This window comes from Phenylobacterium sp. NIBR 498073, assembly GCF_027286305.1.
In the GTDB taxonomy this organism is placed as follows: domain Bacteria; phylum Pseudomonadota; class Alphaproteobacteria; order Caulobacterales; family Caulobacteraceae; genus Phenylobacterium.
Genome location: NZ_CP114599.1, coordinates 2,621,525 through 2,638,335, shown reverse-complemented (window position 1 = coordinate 2,638,335; position 16,811 = coordinate 2,621,525). Strand labels below are relative to the sequence as shown.

The 16,811-nt window shown below is 68.4% G+C and carries 15 protein-coding genes; 12 read left to right on the top strand and 3 right to left on the bottom strand.

The window, feature by feature from the left end; genetic code table 11:
- Positions 1-31 precede the first annotated feature (31 nt).
- Genes O4N75_RS13110 through lpxB form a run of 11 tightly spaced genes read left to right on the top strand, consistent with a single transcriptional unit; the run spans position 32 to position 11,443 of the window.
- Positions 32-787 (top strand): isoprenyl transferase, encoded by a 756-nt coding sequence (locus O4N75_RS13110; RefSeq protein WP_269625977.1) that lies wholly within the window; start codon positions 32-34, stop codon positions 785-787.
- Entirely contained in the window at positions 768-1,607 is an 840-nt protein-coding gene (locus tag O4N75_RS13105) for a phosphatidate cytidylyltransferase (protein ID WP_269625976.1), read from the top strand. Before O4N75_RS13110 ends, O4N75_RS13105 begins: the two co-directional genes overlap by 20 nt.
- Positions 1,595-2,791, top strand: a complete 1,197-nt coding sequence (locus O4N75_RS13100; RefSeq protein ID WP_269625975.1) for a 1-deoxy-D-xylulose-5-phosphate reductoisomerase — start codon at positions 1,595-1,597, stop codon at positions 2,789-2,791. The genes O4N75_RS13105 and O4N75_RS13100 overlap by 13 nt, the downstream gene beginning before the upstream one ends.
- A gap of 22 nt (positions 2,792-2,813) precedes the next feature.
- Positions 2,814-4,031 carry an RIP metalloprotease RseP gene (rseP, locus tag O4N75_RS13095; RefSeq protein WP_269625974.1) on the top strand — a complete coding sequence of 406 codons (1,218 nt, stop codon included), beginning with the start codon at positions 2,814-2,816 and terminating at the stop codon, positions 4,029-4,031.
- Between the two features lie 31 nt (positions 4,032-4,062).
- Complete coding sequence (gene bamA / locus O4N75_RS13090) at positions 4,063-6,465, top strand: outer membrane protein assembly factor BamA (RefSeq protein WP_269625973.1); 2,403 nt, start codon at positions 4,063-4,065, stop codon at positions 6,463-6,465.
- Positions 6,466-6,474: 9 nt separating this feature from the next.
- Positions 6,475-7,128 (top strand): OmpH family outer membrane protein, encoded by a 654-nt coding sequence (locus O4N75_RS13085; protein WP_269625972.1) that lies wholly within the window; start codon positions 6,475-6,477, stop codon positions 7,126-7,128.
- Positions 7,129-7,168: 40 nt separating this feature from the next.
- Positions 7,169-8,185: a UDP-3-O-(3-hydroxymyristoyl)glucosamine N-acyltransferase gene (gene lpxD, locus O4N75_RS13080; RefSeq protein WP_269625971.1), complete on the top strand. Its 1,017-nt coding sequence runs from the start codon at positions 7,169-7,171 to the stop codon at positions 8,183-8,185.
- Positions 8,182-8,649: a 3-hydroxyacyl-ACP dehydratase FabZ gene (gene fabZ, locus O4N75_RS13075; RefSeq protein ID WP_269625970.1), complete on the top strand. Its 468-nt coding sequence runs from the start codon at positions 8,182-8,184 to the stop codon at positions 8,647-8,649. The genes lpxD and fabZ overlap by 4 nt, the downstream gene beginning before the upstream one ends.
- A 2-nt stretch (positions 8,650-8,651) precedes the next feature.
- Positions 8,652-9,443 (top strand): acyl-ACP--UDP-N-acetylglucosamine O-acyltransferase, encoded by a 792-nt coding sequence (lpxA, locus tag O4N75_RS13070; RefSeq protein ID WP_269629370.1) that lies wholly within the window; start codon positions 8,652-8,654, stop codon positions 9,441-9,443.
- A gap of 3 nt (positions 9,444-9,446) precedes the next feature.
- Complete coding sequence (lpxI, locus tag O4N75_RS13065) at positions 9,447-10,289, top strand: UDP-2,3-diacylglucosamine diphosphatase LpxI (protein ID WP_269625969.1); 843 nt, start codon at positions 9,447-9,449, stop codon at positions 10,287-10,289.
- Entirely contained in the window at positions 10,286-11,443 is a 1,158-nt protein-coding gene (gene lpxB / locus O4N75_RS13060) for a lipid-A-disaccharide synthase (RefSeq protein WP_269625968.1), read from the top strand. The genes lpxI and lpxB overlap by 4 nt, the downstream gene beginning before the upstream one ends.
- Here lpxB and O4N75_RS13055 read toward each other — a convergent pair.
- The 3 genes from O4N75_RS13055 to gltX all read right to left on the bottom strand — a co-directional run bounded on the left by O4N75_RS13055 (position 11,393) and on the right by gltX (position 14,643).
- The gene (locus O4N75_RS13055) at positions 11,393-11,752 is read right to left on the bottom strand and encodes a hypothetical protein (RefSeq protein ID WP_267233687.1); all 360 of its coding nucleotides are present in this window, start codon (positions 11,750-11,752) and stop codon (positions 11,393-11,395) included. The two genes, lpxB and O4N75_RS13055, sit on opposite strands and share 51 nt — an antisense overlap.
- Positions 11,753-11,892: 140 nt before the next feature.
- Positions 11,893-13,173, bottom strand: a complete 1,281-nt coding sequence (gene gltA, locus O4N75_RS13050) for a citrate synthase (RefSeq protein WP_267233688.1) — start codon at positions 13,171-13,173, stop codon at positions 11,893-11,895.
- A 57-nt stretch (positions 13,174-13,230) separates the two neighbouring features.
- Complete coding sequence (gene gltX / locus O4N75_RS13045) at positions 13,231-14,643, bottom strand: glutamate--tRNA ligase (protein ID WP_269625967.1); 1,413 nt, start codon at positions 14,641-14,643, stop codon at positions 13,231-13,233.
- Between the two features lie 121 nt (positions 14,644-14,764).
- Between gltX and O4N75_RS13040 the strand changes: the two genes are divergently transcribed.
- A complete protein-coding gene (locus O4N75_RS13040; protein WP_348649497.1) occupies positions 14,765-16,807 on the top strand; it encodes a ComEC/Rec2 family competence protein in 2,043 nt (680 codons plus the stop codon).
- The last annotated feature ends 4 nt before the right edge of the window (positions 16,808-16,811 follow it).

Here is a 16,811-nt window from a genome sequence, read left to right as displayed (position 1 = left end):
TCCCATCGGGAGCGAGGACGAACGGGAACCCATGGCTACGATCGATCAACAGCAGCCCGCGCCGCATGCGCCCCTGCACGTGGCGATCGTCATGGACGGCAATGGCCGTTGGGCGAAGCGCCGCGGCCTGCCGCGCCAGGTCGGGCATCCGAAAGGCGTGGACGCGATCCGGCGGGTCGTCGAGGCGGCGCCTGCGCAGGGCGTCCGCTGGCTGACGCTCTATGCGTTCTCGACCGAGAACTGGCGCCGACCGGCCGGCGAGGTCGCCGAGGTCATGCGGCTGCTGAAGCTGTACGTGAACTCAGACCTCGACAAGTTGGCGCGCGCGGGGGTGAAGATCCGCATCCTCGGCCGCCGTACGGGCCTGCCGCCGGACGTCGCCGAGATCGTCGAGCGGGCCGAGCGCCAGACCGCGCATAACGACAAGTTCTTCCTGCAGGTGGCGTTCAACTACGGCGGCCGCGCGGACATCGCCGACGCCGCCCGGGCCCTGGCGGCCGAGGTCGCCGCCGGCCAGATCCGGCCCGACGACATCACCGAAGAGCTCCTGCAGGGCAAGCTGTCGACCGCCAGCCTTCCGGATCCCGACCTGGTGATCCGCACCAGCGGCGAGCAGCGGCTCTCGAACTTCCTCCTCTGGGAGACAGCCTATTCCGAGTTCGTCTTCCAGGACGTGCTCTGGCCCGACTACGGCGCCGACTATCTGCGGGCGGCCATCGAGGAATTCCAAAAGCGCGAGCGGCGCTACGGCGGCGCCGTGGCCGATAATGTCCTTGCCGCAGGCTAGGCGTTTCGACTGGGCCAATCTGGGCGTCCGCGTCGCCTCGGCCACCGTCCTGGTGCCCGCGGTGCTGGGCGCGGTGTGGTTCTCCGACATGCCGGGGCTGCGCTGGTTGTTCCTGGTGCTGGTGGCCGTGGCGGTGGCGCTGCTGGCCATCGAGTGGGGCGCGATGACCGCGCCGACCGCGCCGATCCGCGTCTCCACTGCGCTTACCGTTGCGATCTTGGCCGCCGCCTTCCTGGCCCACCAGAAGCACATGCCGCTGGCCTGGGCGGCCGGCGCGCTGGGGGCCGTGGCTGCGGCCCTGGTGGCGCGCGGCGTGGCCGAGCGGCCGATGAACGCGGCGTTCGGGGTGGTCTATCTGGCGATCCCCGTGGTCTGCCTCGTATGGCTGCGCGGCATGCCCGAAGGCCGGCAGTGGACGATCCTGCTGTTCGCGGTGGCCTGGGCCGCCGACATCGCCGCGTTCGCGGTCGGCAGCGCCCTGAAGGGCCCGAAGCTGTGGCCCAAGTTCTCGCCGAACAAGACCTGGTCTGGTTTCATCGGCGGCCTGGTCGCCGCAGCCGCGGCAGGGGCGGCGATGGCGGCGTTCAGCGCCATCGTGCTGAGCGTTCCGGCCGGGGCGCTGATCGGCCTGGTCGGCGGCCTGGCGACCATGGCCGGGGATCTCTGGGAGTCGATGCTCAAGCGCCGGTTCGGCGTGAAAGATTCCGGGGACCTGATCCCGGGGCACGGCGGTTTGTTGGATAGAGTAGACGGCCTGATGTTCGCCGTGGTCGTGCTGGCGGCCGCCCGACTGGTCAATCATTGGGGATGGGCGCATTGACTTTGCCTCGCCGCGTCAGCGTTCTGGGTTCCACCGGCTCGGTCGGCGTTTCCACTCTCGATCTCCTGGAAAAGGCCGGCGCCGAGGTCGAGGTGACCGCCCTGACCGCCGGGCGCAACGCCGAGCGGCTGGCCGAGCAGGCCCTGCGCTGGCGGCCGAAGCTGGCGGTCATCGAAGACGAGACCAAGCTGCCTGAGCTGCGCCAGCGTCTCGACGGCTCGGGCGTCAAGGTCGCGGCAGGCCACAGCGCCGTGGTCGAGGCCGCCGCCGCGGACGCGCAGTGGGTGATGTCCTCGATCGTCGGCTTTGCGGGCCTGGCGCCGACCCTGGCGGCGGCGCAGGCCGGCGCGGTGATCGGCCTAGCCAACAAGGAGAGCCTGGTCTGCGCGGGTCCTTCGCTGCTGCGAGCGGCCAAGCTGGCGGGCGGGGCGGTGATCCCGGTCGATTCCGAGCATTCGGCGATCTTCCAGGTGCTGGATCCGATGAACGCCCAGCGGGTCGACCGGCTGATCCTGACCTCGTCGGGCGGGCCGTTCCGGACCTGGTCGGCCGAGCAGATGGCCCACGCCACGCCCGAGCAGGCCGTGGCCCACCCGAACTTCAGCATGGGCGCGAAGATCTCGGTGGATTCCGCGACCATGATGAACAAGGGCCTGGAGATCATCGAGGCCGCCTACCTGTTCGGCATGACCAATGAGCGGGTGGACGTGCTGATCCATCATCAACAGATCATCCACAGCCTGGTGGAGTACAGCGACGGATCGACGCTGGCCCAACTCGGCGCGCCCGACATGCGCACGCCGATCGCCTGCGCCTTCGCCTGGCCCGACCGCCTGCCGTGGCCGGCGCCGCGGCTGGATCTGGCCGCCATTGGCCAATTGACCTTCGAAGAACCGGACCTGCGCCGTTTTCCCGCCTTGAAGATCGCCAAAGAAGCTCTGGCGGCCGGTGGGGCCGCGCCCGCGGTGATGAACGCCGCCAACGAGGTCGCCGTGGCCGCCTTCCTTGACCGCAAGATTGGCTTTCTCGATATTGCCGCGACGGTGTCTGAGACCCTCGAACGCGTCGAATCTCAGGGCCTGGTCGCGGGGGCGGCGAATGGCGACACGCTCGAGAACGCTCAGGCGACCGATACGCTGGCGCGTCGCGTCGCCGGCGAGGTCGTCGTCGGCCTAGGGCGCTAGCCGCGCGGAGGAGTTACAGCAGATGCTCGATTTCATCCTCACCGCTCTGACCTTCGTCGTTCCCTTCGTCCTGGTGCTGGGGCTGGTGGTCACGATCCACGAGCTGGGCCACTTCCTGGCCGCCAAGATGTTCGGCGTGGCCATCGACCGTTTTTCCATCGGCTTCGGCAAGGCGATCGCCTCCTGGACCGACAAATCCGGCGTCGAGTGGCGCGTCGGCTGGATCCCGCTGGGCGGCTATGTCCGGTTCACCGGCGACGAGAACGCCGCCAGCGTGCCGGATGCAGAAGACCTGAACGCGATGCGCGAGCAGATCGCCCGGCGTGAAGGCCAAGAGGCCGTGGCGCGCTATTTCCATTTCAAGCCGCTTTGGCAGCGGGCCGTCATCGCAGCGGCGGGGCCGATCGCCAACTTCGTGCTGGCCGTGGCGCTGTTCGCCTCGCTGTTGCTGGCGCTCGGCCAGTACGTGCTGCCGGCCAAGATCGCGTCGGTTCAACCCGGCAGCCCGGCCGAGGCGGCCGGCTTCCGGACCGGAGACCTGATCGTCGAGGCCAACGGCCGGCGCATCAAGAGCTTCGACGAACTCGCGGTGATCGTGCAGGTGCGCGCCGAGGTGCCGACAGCCTTTGTCGTCGAGCGGGCGGGGCGCGAGGTCCCGATCAACGCCACGCCGCGCTGGGTCGAGCGCACCGATCCGGTCGCTGGGACCCACCGGCAGGGCGTGCTGGGCGTGACCCCGGCCCAGGCGCGGGACGACTATGTCCACGTCCGCTACAACCCGCTTGAAGCCGTCGCCGGCGGCGTCCAGCGCACGTGGCGCACGCTTGAGACGACGGTCTACTATCTGGGCCGGATGGTCACTGGCCAGGTTTCGCCGGACCAACTCAGCGGTCCCCTCGGAATCGCCCGAATCTCCGGCAAAGTCGCGCAGGCTGGAGCCGAAGGGGCGCCGGATGTCGGGGGAATGATCCTCGGCAGCGGCGTCAATCTGCTCCAACTGGCTGCGTTCGTTTCGGTGAGCATCGGCTTCATGAATCTGCTCCCGATCCCTGTGCTGGATGGGGGACACCTGCTGTTCTACGCCTATGAGGCGGTGGCGCGGCGTCCGCTGGCGGCGCGGGTCCAGGCGGCGGGCTACCGGGTGGGGCTTGCGCTGCTGTTGGGTTTGATGTTGTTCGCCACCTGGAACGATCTGCAGCAACTGCGTGTGTTCAAAATCCTCGGCGGCGTTTTCTCCTGAAACCCGCGCTTTTCCATTGACGGCTGATACGATGCAAAGACCCCGCGCTAGCCGCGCCGCGCTCGCCTCCGGCCTTGCCTTGCTGATGGGCTCGACGGCGATCGTCTTTCCCAGCGCCGTCCTGGCGCAGGAACAGGCGACTCCGCCCCAGCCGCAGCCTGCGCCGCAGGACGCCGGCCAGCAGTCCGGCGTCGTCCAGCGCATCATCGTGCGCGGCAACGAGCGGATCGAGCAGTCGACCGTGCTGTCCTATCTGCCAATCCAGCCCGGCGAGGTCCTGGATCCGGCCAAGGCCGACCTGGCGCTGAAGACCCTGTTCCGCACCGACCTGTTCGCCGACGTGAAGGTCGAGCTGCAGGGCTCGGACATGATCGTGACGGTCGTGGAGAACCCGATCATCAACAAGGTGGTCTTCGAAGGGAACTCGGGCCTCAAGGAAGACAAGCTGCGCGACGAGGTCACCGTGCGTCCGCGCGGCATCTTCACCCGCGCCAAGGTGCAGCAGGACGTCCAGCGCATCGTCGAGCTCTATCGCCGCTCGGGCCGGATCTCGGCGACGGTGACGCCGAAGATCGTCGAACTGCCGCAGAAGCGCGTCGACCTGATCTTCGAGATCAACGAAGGCCCCAAGAGCGGGGTGCTGCGGGTCAACTTCCTGGGCAACAAGGAGTACTCGGACAACGACCTGCGCGACGTGGTCGTGACCGAGCAGTCGAGCTGGTACAAGTTCTTCTCGAACAACGCCAACTACGACCCCGACCGCCTGGAGTACGACAAGGAGCAGCTGCGCAAGCACTACCGCAACCGCGGCTTCTATGACTTCCGCGTGGTCTCGGCGATCGCCGAGCTGGCGCCCGACAAGAACGGCTTCGTCGTCACCTACACGCTCGACGAGGGCAAGGAATACAAGTTCGGCAAGGTGACGGTCGAAACCGAGCTGCAGAAGCTCGACAAGAACGTCCTGCAGCAGCTGGTGCCGATCCGTTCGGGCGAGATCTATCAGGACGAAAAGATCGAGGCGGCGACCGACTCGCTGACCTTCGCGGCCGGCGCCGCCGGCTTCGCCGCCGTGGACGTGCGTCCGCGCTACACGCCGAACCGCGAGACCGGCCTCGTCGACGTGGTGTTCCAGGTCCGCGAAGGGCCGCGTGTTTACGTCGAGCGTATCGACGTCACGGGCAACACCCGCACGCTGGACTATGTCATCCGCCGCGAGATGAACCTCGTGGAAGGCGACGCGTACAACCGCGCCCTGGTCGACCGCTCGCGCAACAACATCCGCGCGCTCGGCTTCTTCAAGGACGTGACTATCGACGAAGCGCCCGGCACGGCGCCCGACCGGACCCGTCTGGCGGTGAAGGTCGAGGAGCAGCCGACGGGTGAGCTCTCGTTCAGCGCCGGCTATTCGTCGGTCGACCAGCTGATCCTCGACCTCGGGGTCACCGAGCGGAACTTCCGGGGCCGCGGCCAGAGCCTGCGCGCGCGCGTATCGGTCGGTTCGCTGCGTCAGCAGATCGACTTCGGCTTCACCGAGCCGCGGTTCCTGGGCCGTGACCTGGGCGCGGGCGTCGACCTCTACTCGTACCGCTACGACCTGACCGAGTACTCGGCCTATAAGACCGTGACCGTCGGCGGCAACATCCGGATGGCGTTCCCGCTGACGCTGAACTCGCGGATGTCGACCCGGTACACGCTGCGCCAGGAAGACGTTCAGATCGATGACGCCTACTGCGATCCGACCGCGCCGCTGGTGTCGCTGTCGCTCTGCGCCCAGCGCGGCAAGTTTCTGACGTCGCTGATCGGCTACACCTACCTCTACGATCGCCGGAACGACCCGATCAATCCGACCCGCGGTTTCCGCTTCGACGTCAGCCAGGACCTGGCCGGCATCGGCGGCGACGTGAACTACATCAGCACCGAAGTGACCGGCGGCTGGTACTACGGGTTCAACAAGGACTTCATCCTCAGCGTGACCGGGCAGGGCGGCTACATCGCCGGCTGGAGCGGGGACACGGTGCGGGTCAACAGCCGCTTCTACAAGGGCGGGAACAGCTTCCGCGGCTTCGAAACCGCCGGCATCGGTCCGCGCGACACCAACTTCGGGCGCTCCGACGCGCTCGGCGGCCGCGCCTATGCGATCGGTTCGGCCGAGCTGACCATTCCGACCGGCCTGCCCGAGCAGTACGGCATCAAGGCCGCGCTGTTCACCGACGTCGGCACGCTTGGCCTGCTCGACGACAAGGACAAGCTGAAGGCCGACGGCACGGTCGATCCGCTGATCTATGACGACCTGTCGCTGCGTGCGACGGCCGGTCTGTCGGTCTTCTGGCGCTCGCCGATGGGGCCGATCCGATTCGACTTCAGCCAAGTTTTGGCCAAAGAAGACTACGACAAGACCGAAACGTTCCGGTTCTCCACCTCAACCAGGTTCTAGATTCACCACATGACGATCAAAGCCCTTGTCGCGGCGACCTGCGTCGCCGCCATCACCGCTTCCGCTTCCAGCGCGGCTTTCGCGCAAGCGGCTGCGCCTGCCGCCTCGGCGGCGCCCGCGGTGACCCATGGCCCGGCGCTGCCCGGCGTCTGCACCGTCTCGGTGGAAGGTGCGATCGCGACCTCGACCGTCGGCAAGTACGTCCAGACCCGCCTGCAGCAGATCGCGACCCAGGTCGAAGCCGAGCTGAAGGCCGAGCAGACCGCGATCCAAAACGAAGCCAAGACGCTGGAAGGCCAGCGCGCGACGCTCGACCAGAACACGTTCGAGACCCGCGCCGCAGCCCTGCAGGTCAAGGCGAACGCCTATCAGCGCAAGGAGCAGCAGCGCTCGCGCGAGCTGCAGGCGACGCAGCAGAAGGCCCTGGGCCGCGTGTACCAGGAGCTGACCCCGATCGTCAGCCAAGTGTACCAGCAGCGCCAGTGCAGCCTGCTGATCAACCGCGAAAGCATCGTGCTGTCGAACCCGTCGATGGACATCAGCCAGCCGGTCGTCACGGCGCTGAACGCCAAGATCACCCAGTTCACCTTCGATCGTGAACGCCTCGACCAAGCGGCGGCCCCGGCTGCGGCTCCGGCTGCGGCGCCTGCGACCCGCAAGTAGGGCCGACTCGCGATAAAGGCGGGTCGAGCTGAGGATTCCCATGCCCGACCCCCGATTTTTTGAAGACCTCGGCCCTGTCACGCTCGCCGAACTGGCCAGCCTGACAGGCGCCGAACTTTCCGATGTGGACCAAGGCCAGCGCCAGGTCCGCGGCGTGGCCGTACTGGCCAGCGCCCAGGCTGACACCGTCACCTTCCTGACCGACAAAAAGTACGCCGCCGACCTGGCTGCGGCGAAGGCCGCCGCGGTGTTTGTCACCGCGCGCGATAAAGACTTTGCGCCGCCTGGATGCGTGGCGCTGGTCACGCCGACGCCGCAGGCCGCCTACGCCGCCGCTGCGACGCGGCTGCATCGCGCGCGCCGCTATGGCGGCCCGGACCTCGTCGCCGCCGATGCGGTGATCGAGGAGGACGTGCATCTGGCGCCCGGCGTCGTGGTCGGACCGGGCGCGCAGATCGGCGCGCGGACCGAGATCGGCGCCAACACCGTCATCGGGCCGGGTGTCGCCATCGGCAGGGACTGCGTGATCGGCGCCAACGTCACCATCGGCTTTGCGCTGCTCGGCGATCGGGTACGCATCCTGGCGGGCGCGCGGATCGGCGAACCCGGTTTCGGCGCCGCAGGCGGGGCCAAGGGCGTGGTCGACATTCCGCAGCTGGGACGCGTCGTCCTGCAGGACGGGGTGACCATCGGCGCCAACAGCTGCATCGACCGTGGCGCGTTCGACGACACGGTGATCGGCGAAAACACCAAGATCGACAACCTGGTGCAGATCGCCCACAACGTGCGTGTGGGACGAAACTGCGTCATGGCTGCGCACACCGGCATCTCCGGCAGCGTCGTGATCGGCGACGGAGCGGCCTTCGGTGGCCGCGCGGGCGTGGCCGACCACGTCAACATCGGCGACGGCGCGCAGGTCGCAGCCGCCGCCGGCGTGTTCCGCGACATCCCGGCCGGCGAGACCTGGGGCGGCGTGCCCGGACAACCCATTCGACGCTGGATGCGGGAGGTGGCGTGGCTGTCGCGCTCCGCCAACCGCAAGGGGACCGACCAATGAGCAACGACGCGGCGACAGCCGAGGTCTCGATCGACATCTCCGAGATCCTGGAACGGATTCCGCATCGCTATCCGTTCCTGCTGGTCGATCGGGCCGAGGAATATCGGCCCAACGAGTCGATCGTCGGCATCAAGTGCGTGACCATCAACGAGCCGTTCTTCCAGGGCCACTTCCCGGACTATGCGGTGATGCCCGGCGTGCTGATTGTCGAGGCGATGGCCCAGACCGGCGCGGTGCTGATGTCGAAGACGCTGAACGTCGATCGCGCCGGCAAGACCATCCTGTTCACCTCGGTCGACAACTGCCGCTTCCGGCAGCCGGTGCGGCCAGGCGACGTCCTGCGCATGCACGTGAAGGTGCTGCGCGCCCGCGGGGGGCTCTTCAAGTTCGAAGGCAAGGCCATGGTCGGCGACAGAACCGCTGCGGAAGCGGAGTTCGCGGCCATGCTGGTGGAGACCCCATGAGCATCGACGTCCATCCCAGCTCCGTCGTCCACCCCAAGGCCCAGCTGGGCGAGGGGGTGGTGATCGGCCCGTTCTGCACCGTCGGCCCCGACGTCAAGCTCGGCGCGCGGACGAAGCTGTCTTCGCACGTGGTGGTCGACGGCGTGACCACGCTCGGCGAGGACAATCAGGTCTATCCGTTCGCCATGCTCGGCGGTCCGCCCCAGCACACCGCCTACAAGGGCGAGCCGACCCAGCTGGTGATCGGCGACCGCAACGTCATCCGCGAGCACGCGACGATGAACACCGGGACGGTCGGCGGCGGCGGCGTGACCAAGGTCGGTTCGGACGGCTTCTACATGATCGAGAGCCATGTCGGGCACGACTGCGTCCTCGGCGACCAGGTGATCCTGACCAAGCAGGCGACGCTGGGCGGGCACTGCGAGATCGCCGACTTCGTGATCGTCGGCGGCCTGGCCGCCGTGCACCAGCGCACCCGTGTCGGGCGCCACGCGATGATCGGCGGCCTGGCGGCGGTCGTGAAGGACGTGATCCCCTACGGCTCGGTGTGGGGCAACCATGCGCACCTCGAGGGCCTGAACCTTCTGGGACTCAAGCGCCGCGGCTTCAGCCGCGAGACGATCAACACCATGCGGGCGGCCTATCGGATGCTGTTCGCCGACGAAGGCACCTTCCAGGAGCGGCTCGACGACACCGTCGAGACCTATTCGGAATCGCCGGAGGTCATGGAGATCGTCGACTTCATCCGCGCCGACGCCAGCCGGCCGCTCTGCCTGCCGGAGCGGGAGGTCTAGGACGTGCGGAAGCTTGGGCTGATTGCGGGCGGCGGGAACCTGCCGGTCGAGATCGCGCAGCACTGCGAACGTGCCGGGCGGCCGTTCTTCATCATTCGGCTGAAGGGTTTCGCGGGCGAGGGGATCGCCCGGTTCCCGGGGGCCGACATCGGCATCGCTGAGCTCGGCAAGTGCTTCAAGGCGCTGAAGCGGGCCGGCTGTGAGGCCGTCACCCTCGTCGGAACGGTCGACCGGCCCGACTTCAAGGCGCTGTCGCCCGACCTGCGCGGCCTGATGGCGCTGCCGGGGGTGATCGCCGCGGCGCGCAAGGGCGACGATGCGCTGCTGCGCCAACTGCTGGGCGAGTTCGAGAAAGAAGGCTTCGCCGTCGAGGGCGCGCACGAGGTGATGGGCGATCTCACCCTGACGGCCGGCCCGTTGGGCGCGGTGGCGCCGAGCGAGGAGCAGATGGCCGACGTGCAGCACGCGCTGCGCGTGGCGCGGGCCATCGGCCAGCTGGACGTCGGGCAGGGCGCTGTCGTCTGCGAGGGCCTGGTGCTGGCGGTCGAGGCGCAGGAAGGCACCGACGCGATGCTGCGCCGGGTCGCCGAACTGCCGCGCAACATCCGCGGCAGCGCCGAGGCGCCGCGCGGCGTGCTCGCCAAGGCCCCCAAGCCGATCCAGGAAACGCGTATCGACCTGCCGACCATAGGGCTGGGCACCATTCAGCGGGCGGCCCAGGCCGGGCTGGCCGGGGTGGCGGGCGAGGTCGGCCGGCTGCTGGTGCTCGACCGCGAGGCGGTGATCGCGCTGGCCGACGAACTGGGCATCTTCGTGGTGGGCGTGGAACCGCCGAACGCGCCGTGAGCAAGCCGCTCTGCGTCATGCTGGTCGCGGCCGAGGCCTCGGGCGACGACCGCGGCGCGGGCTTGGCGCGGGCCTTGCGCGCGCGCCTCGGCGACGGGGTGCGCTTTGTCGGCGTGGGCGGCGAGCGCATGGCGGCCGAGGGCGTGCAGAGCCCGTTCGACATAGCCGAGCTGTCGATCCTCGGGCTGCTGGAAGGCCTGATGGCCTATCGCAAGGTGGTGGCGCGGGTCGAGGACACCGTCGCCCTGGCCAAGCGCGAGAAGCCCGACGTGGTGGTGCTGATCGACTCCTGGGGCTTCACACTGCGGGTGGCCCAGCAACTGCGCAAGCTCGACCCCAAGCTGCCGCTCATCAAGTATGTCGCCCCGCAGGTCTGGGCCACGCGCCCCGGGCGCGCCAAGACGCTGGCGGCCGCCGTCGATCACCTGCTGTCGATCCACGTGTTCGATGCGCCGTATTTCGAGGCCGAGGGCCTGCCGGTCACCTTCGTCGGCAATTCCGCCCTGACGCTGGACTTCTCGCAGGCCGACGGCGGGCGGCTGCGCGCGCAGCTCGGCATCGCGTCGCAGGCGCCGGTGCTGCTGGTGCTGCCCGGCAGCCGGCCGGGCGAGATCAGCCGCGTCCTGCCGCCGTTCGCCGACGCTGTGGCCATCCTGAAGGCGGCGCGGCCCGACCTTGAGGTGATCATCCCGGCTGCGCCGACGGTGGCGGCGAGCGTCAAGGAACAAGCGTCAGGCTGGGCGCATGTGGTCGAAGGCGAGAGCGCCAAGCTCGACGCCATGAAGGCCGCGACCGTGGCGCTGGCCTGTTCGGGCACGGTCACGACCGAATTGGCGCTGGCCGGCGTGCCGATCGTGGTGGGCTACCGCCTGGGCGCGATGACCCACGCCATCCTGAAGCGGCTGATCCGCACGCCCTACATCACGCTGTTCAATATCGCGGCCAAGGACTTCGTCGCCCCGGAGCTGGTCCAGGACGACTGCAACGGTCCGGCCCTGGCCCGCGAGGTCGCCCTGCGCCTGGACGATCCGGCGCTGCGCGAGAAGCAGGCGGCCGCCCAGACCGCCGCCCTGCAGAAGATGGGCCGCGGCGGCCCCGATCCGTCAGACGTGGCGGCCGAGGCCGTCCTGAAAGTGCTGGGGTCGCGAGCGTAGCGGCGGGGCGTCCAGCACGTACTGCTGGATGTCGGGGCCGGCGACGCAGACATGCAGTTCGCTCCAGGTCGGATTGACCGGCCCGACCCCCAGCTTGCGCAAGGCCGGCAGGAAGCGATCCTCCAGGTAGTCCTTGAGGTCCTCTTCGTTGTCCCAGATATCGACCGTGTGCGCGCCGGCCTCGTCGAAGGCGGCGATGTGCAGCAGGCAGCCGGCCGGCGGATCGTGATCCCAGCCGATCTCGGCGCGAACCTGTTCGTAGATGTCACGGGTGACGTGCGGCTCGTTCAGCTTCGCCATGAAAGCCATGGGGGTGCTCCTCATGCGGTTTGCGCAGGGAACCCTACGAGCATGAACGGCCGCCGCAACCTAGGCTTATGCCTGAGCGCCAAAGCAAAAGCCCCGCCCGGTGGTCCGGGCGGGGCTGATGTTTCGATCGTCGATCGGGCTTAGCGCTTGTCGACCGCGACGTAGTCGCGTTGCGCCGCGCCGGTGTAGATCTGACGCGGACGGCCGATCTTCTGCGACGGATCCTCGATCATTTCCTTCCACTGGCTGATCCAGCCCACGGTGCGGGCCAGGGCGAACAGCACGGTGAACATCTCCGGCGGGAAGCCGAGGGCGCGCAGGGTGATGCCCGAGTAGAAGTCGACGTTCGGGTAGAGCTTGCGCTCGACGAAGTAGGGGTCGTTGAGCGCGATCTTCTCGAGCTCGATGGCCACCTTCAGCAGCGGGTCGTCCGAGTGGCCGACTTCCGCCAGCACTTCGTGGCAGGTCTGCTGCATGACTTTCGCGCGCGGGTCGTAGTTTTTATAGACCCGGTGACCGAAGCCCATCAGGCGATAGCGACGGTCCTTCACGCCCTGGACGTACTCGGGGATGTTCTCCACCGAGCCGATCTCGGCCAGCATGTTCAGCGCTTCTTCGTTCGCGCCGCCGTGGCTGGGGCCCCAGAGGCAGGCGATGCCGGCCGCGATGCAGGCGAACGGGTTGGCGCCCGACGAACCGGCCAGGCGGACGGTCGAGGTCGAGGCGTTCTGTTCGTGGTCCGCATGCAGGATGAAGATGCGGTCCATGGCGCGCGTCAGCACCGGGTTCGGCTTCCAATCCTCGGCCGGGACCGAGAAGCACATGCGCAGGAAGTTTTCCGAGTAGGACAGGTCGTTGCGCGGATGCACGAACGGCTGGCCCTTGAAGTACTTGAACGCGCGGGCGGCGATCGTCGGCATCTTGGCGATCAGCCGATGCGACGAGATCATCCGCTGTTCCGGATCATCGATGTTGGTGCTGTCGTGATAGAAGGCCGACAGCGCGCCGACGGCGCCGACCATGATCGCCATCGGGTGGGCGTCGCGGCGGAAGCCCATGAAGAACCTATCGAACTGCTCGTGCAGCATCGTGTGATAGGTGATGTTGTGTTCGAAGGCCTCGAACTCCTTGGCGTTCGGCAGGTCGCCGTTCAGCAGGAGGTAGCAGACTTCGAGGAAGCTCGACTTCTCGGCCAGCTGGTCGATCGGGTAGCCGCGATGCAGCAGCACGCCCTTGTCGCCGTCGATGAAGGTGATCTTGCTCTCGCAGCTCGCCGTCGAGGTGAAGCCCGGGTCGTAAGTGAAGACGTCGGCCTCGGCGTAGAGTTTTCGAATATCCACGACGGCGGGGCCGTCCGTGCCCTTGAGGATCGGCAGCTCGACCGACTTGCCGTCGAAACTCACCTTAGCCGTGTCGCCCATGCCATTCCTTCCGTCTTGCAGGAGTCAAACGCCCGTTTCAGGGCGCCTTATAGCGCGTTATGCGGACTGTGAAAGCGCGTCGTCGAGGCGCCCCAAACTTTCCGGTTTCCCAAGGCTCACAAGGGCTCCGGCCAGATCAGGGGCCGGAGACCCTCCAGAGAGGACGCCACGTAAGGCCGGGCCGAACTTGCCCATGCCCACGCCTTCGGTTTCGGCGAAGCCGCGAAGCGCCGCTTCGAGCGCCGGAACCGCCCATTCAGCCTGGCCGTCGAGGTGCTCGCGCAGGCGGCCGAGCCGCGCGCGGGTCTCTTCGGTCAGCAGGCCCTTGGCCTTCTCCGGCAGCTCAAGCGGGCGGCGCTTCAGCGCGAACACGGTGGCGTCGGCCAGTTCCAGCACGGTCTTTGCGCCGTCACGAACCAGCGGGACGGTGCGTTCGATGATCGCCTCGTCGCCGTCGTGAAGTGGGAAGTCGCGGCTCTTGTAGACGCCGGCAACGAGCTCGGCCAACCGGGCCGGCTCGGCCTGGCGGATATAGTGGTTGTTGAGGTGGTTCAGCTTGTCCCAGTCCAGGCGGGCCGGGGCGCCGACCACGTCCTTGACGTCGAACCAGCTGATCGCCTGCTCGTCCGAGAAGATCTCGTCGTCGCCATGGCCCCAGCCCAGCTTGGCCAGGTAGTTGCGCATGGCTTCGGGCAGATAGCCCATGTCGTCGAATTCGCTGACCGCCTGGGCGCCGTGGCGCTTAGACAGCTTGGTCCCGTCCGGGCCGTGGATCAGCGGCAGGTGGGCCCAGACCGGAACCTCCCAGCCCATCGCCTGATAGATCAGGGTCTGGCGGGCGGCGTTGTTCAGGTGGTCGTCGCCGCGGATCACGTGGGTGATCCCCATGTCGTGATCGTCGACGACCACGGCGAGGTTGTAGGTCGGGGTGCCGTCCGAGCGCAGCAGGATCAGGTCGTCCAGCGTCTTATTCTGGAAGGTGACCGAACCCTTCACCTGGTCGGCGATGATCGTCTCGCCTGCGAGCGGGCTCTTGAGGCGCACGACGTAGGGCTGGGCCTCGTCATAGTTGCCGGCGTCGGTGCGGTCGCGCCACGGCGAGCGGATGACGCGGCCTTCGGCGCGTGCGGCCTCGCGCTCGATCTCCAACTCCTCGGGCGTCATGTAGCAGCGATAGGCGCCGCCATTGGCCAGCATCTGCGCCACGACTTCACGGTGGCGGTCGGCGCGGGCGAACTGGAACACCGGCTCGGCGTCGGGCTTCAGGCCCAGCCAGTCGAGGCCGTCGAAAATGACCTGCACCGCCGCGTCCGTCGAACGCTCACGATCGGTGTCCTCGATGCGCAGCAGGAACTGGCCGCCGGTGTGTTTTGCGTAAAGCCAGTTGAAAAGCGCCGTCCGGGCCGTGCCAATGTGCATGGAGCCGGTGGGGGAGGGGGCGATCCGGGTGACGACGGGACGGTCGGACATCGAGGTAGGGGCTATGACTGCAGCAGGCGCGCCTGACGTGCGCGCGGCGCCTCTTAACACGGTCATTTCCCGACGTCCTAGTTTTCGCCGCATCGCAACATGGTTTGTCGATCAAGCCTCCGTGCAGTCGGTCAGCCTGTGGGCGCCGGTGGCGTTCGGGTGCGGGGCCGCGATCTACCTGTCGCTGCCGGCCGAACCGCTCGCGCTGGTGGCGTACGTCATGCTGCTGTCGGCGGGCCTCCTGCTGCTGGCGGCCTCCCGGCTGAGCCTTGGCCGGCCGGCGGTCGTCGTTCTGGTCTTGGCCGCCTTCGCGCTTGGCGGTTTCGCGGCCGCCAAGCTGCGGACCCAGGCTGTGCGGGCTCCGATAGCCCCGGCCGACGGCGGCGTGCGGCTGATCGAAGGCTTCGTGGTCGATGTCGCGAGCCCCGGTCAGGGCGGTCCGCGATTGCTGGTCGCGCCGATCCGAATATCCGGACTCGCCCCCGATGCGACCCCGATCCGGATCAGAATCACCTTGCGTGGGGATGACCTCCTGCCGGCGCCCGGGTCGGCCATTTCGGTGAAGGGGATGATCAATGCGCCCCCGCCGCCGGCCAGTCCCGGCTCCTACGACTTCGCGCGCGATGCATTTTTCGACGGGGTCGGCGGGGTCGGCTTCGCGCTGACCGACGTCCGGTCGATTGAGGCTGCGCCGCCGCCCTGGCGTCTGGCGCTGGAAATGAAGATCAATTCGGCCCGCTGGGCCTTGGCCAAGCGCATCGTCGGGGAGATGGGCGTCGAAAGCGGCGGTCTGGCGGCGGCCATGATCACCGGGCACGAGGCGTTCGTGCCCAAGGAGCAGGTTGAGGACCTGCGGGCGTCGGGCCTGGCGCACATCATCTCGATCTCGGGTCTGCACATGGCCATCGTTGGCGGGTTCGCCTTCGCCGCCGTTCGGTTGGGGATCGCGGCCTGGCCGTGGGCGGCGCTGCGGGTGTCGTCGAAGAAGGTCGCGGCCGCCGCGGGCCTGCTCGCGGTCATGCTCTATCTGGTGATCTCAGGCGCGCCGGCCCCGGCCGAGCGCGCGGCGATCACCGCGGGCGCCGCCTTCCTGGCGATCCTGGTCGACCGCCGGGCGATCAGCCTGCACACCCTGGCCATCGCTGCGCTGGTCATCCTGGCGATGCAGCCTGAGGCGGTCGCCGCGCCTGGATTCCAGATGTCGTTCGCGGCCACCGCGGCGCTGGTGGCCTTGGCCGAGGCCTGGCCGCGTCCGGCGAAGGAGATCAACACGCCCTGGCCGATCCGCGCCGCGCAGGCGATCGGCGTCTGGACCGCCGCCAGCATCGGGGCGAGCTTCGTGGCCGGCCTGGCGACCGGGCCGTTCGCCATGCAGCACTTCAACCGGGTCTCGACCTTCGGGCTCGTCGCCAACCTGCTCACCGCGCCGATCTCGTCATTCCTGATGATGCCGGCTCTCGCGATTGGCGCGGTGCTGGCGCCGCTGGGGCTCGGCGGCGCGCCCCTAGCCGCGGCCGACCTGGCGATCGACACCATGAACATGATCGCGTCCTGGGTGGCGGCGATGCCGGGCAGTCAGCGGATTTTCGCCAGCGCGCCGGCCTGGACCCTGCCGGCCGCCTTCATCGGCGTGTTGTGGCTTTGCCTGTGGAAGGGGCCGCTGAGGTGGCTGGGGCTGCCGCTGGCCTTGGCCGTCTGGCTCTGCCCGCGGCCCCCGGCGCCCGACGTCTGGATCTCGTCCGATGGGGCGGCGGCCGCCGTGCGGCGGGGCGACCAGGCGGTGCTGCTGCGACCGGACGCCAAGCTGTTCGCGGCCGAGCTATGGGCCAGGCGACGCGGCCTGACCGTGGGGGAGGAGGCTGCGCGCGAGGCCGGCTACGACTGCGATCGCTGGTCCTGCGCGCCGCGGCAGGCGAGCGGCGATCCGCGGGTCGCTACGATCTTCACGCGCCGCGCTTTGACGATCGAGAAGAAGCAGCCCCTGTTTTGCCAGTGGGCCGAGGTTGTTGTGGTTCGCGGCGCGGCGGCGCCTTGCACGACGGCGCTCACACTCACTGAAGCCGACTTCAAGCGCGGCGGCTCGGCCGAGCTCTACCGCACCGTCGACGGCTGGCGGATCGTGTGGGCGCAGGACCTGCGCGGCCAGCGGCCCTGGAGCCGATGAGGCC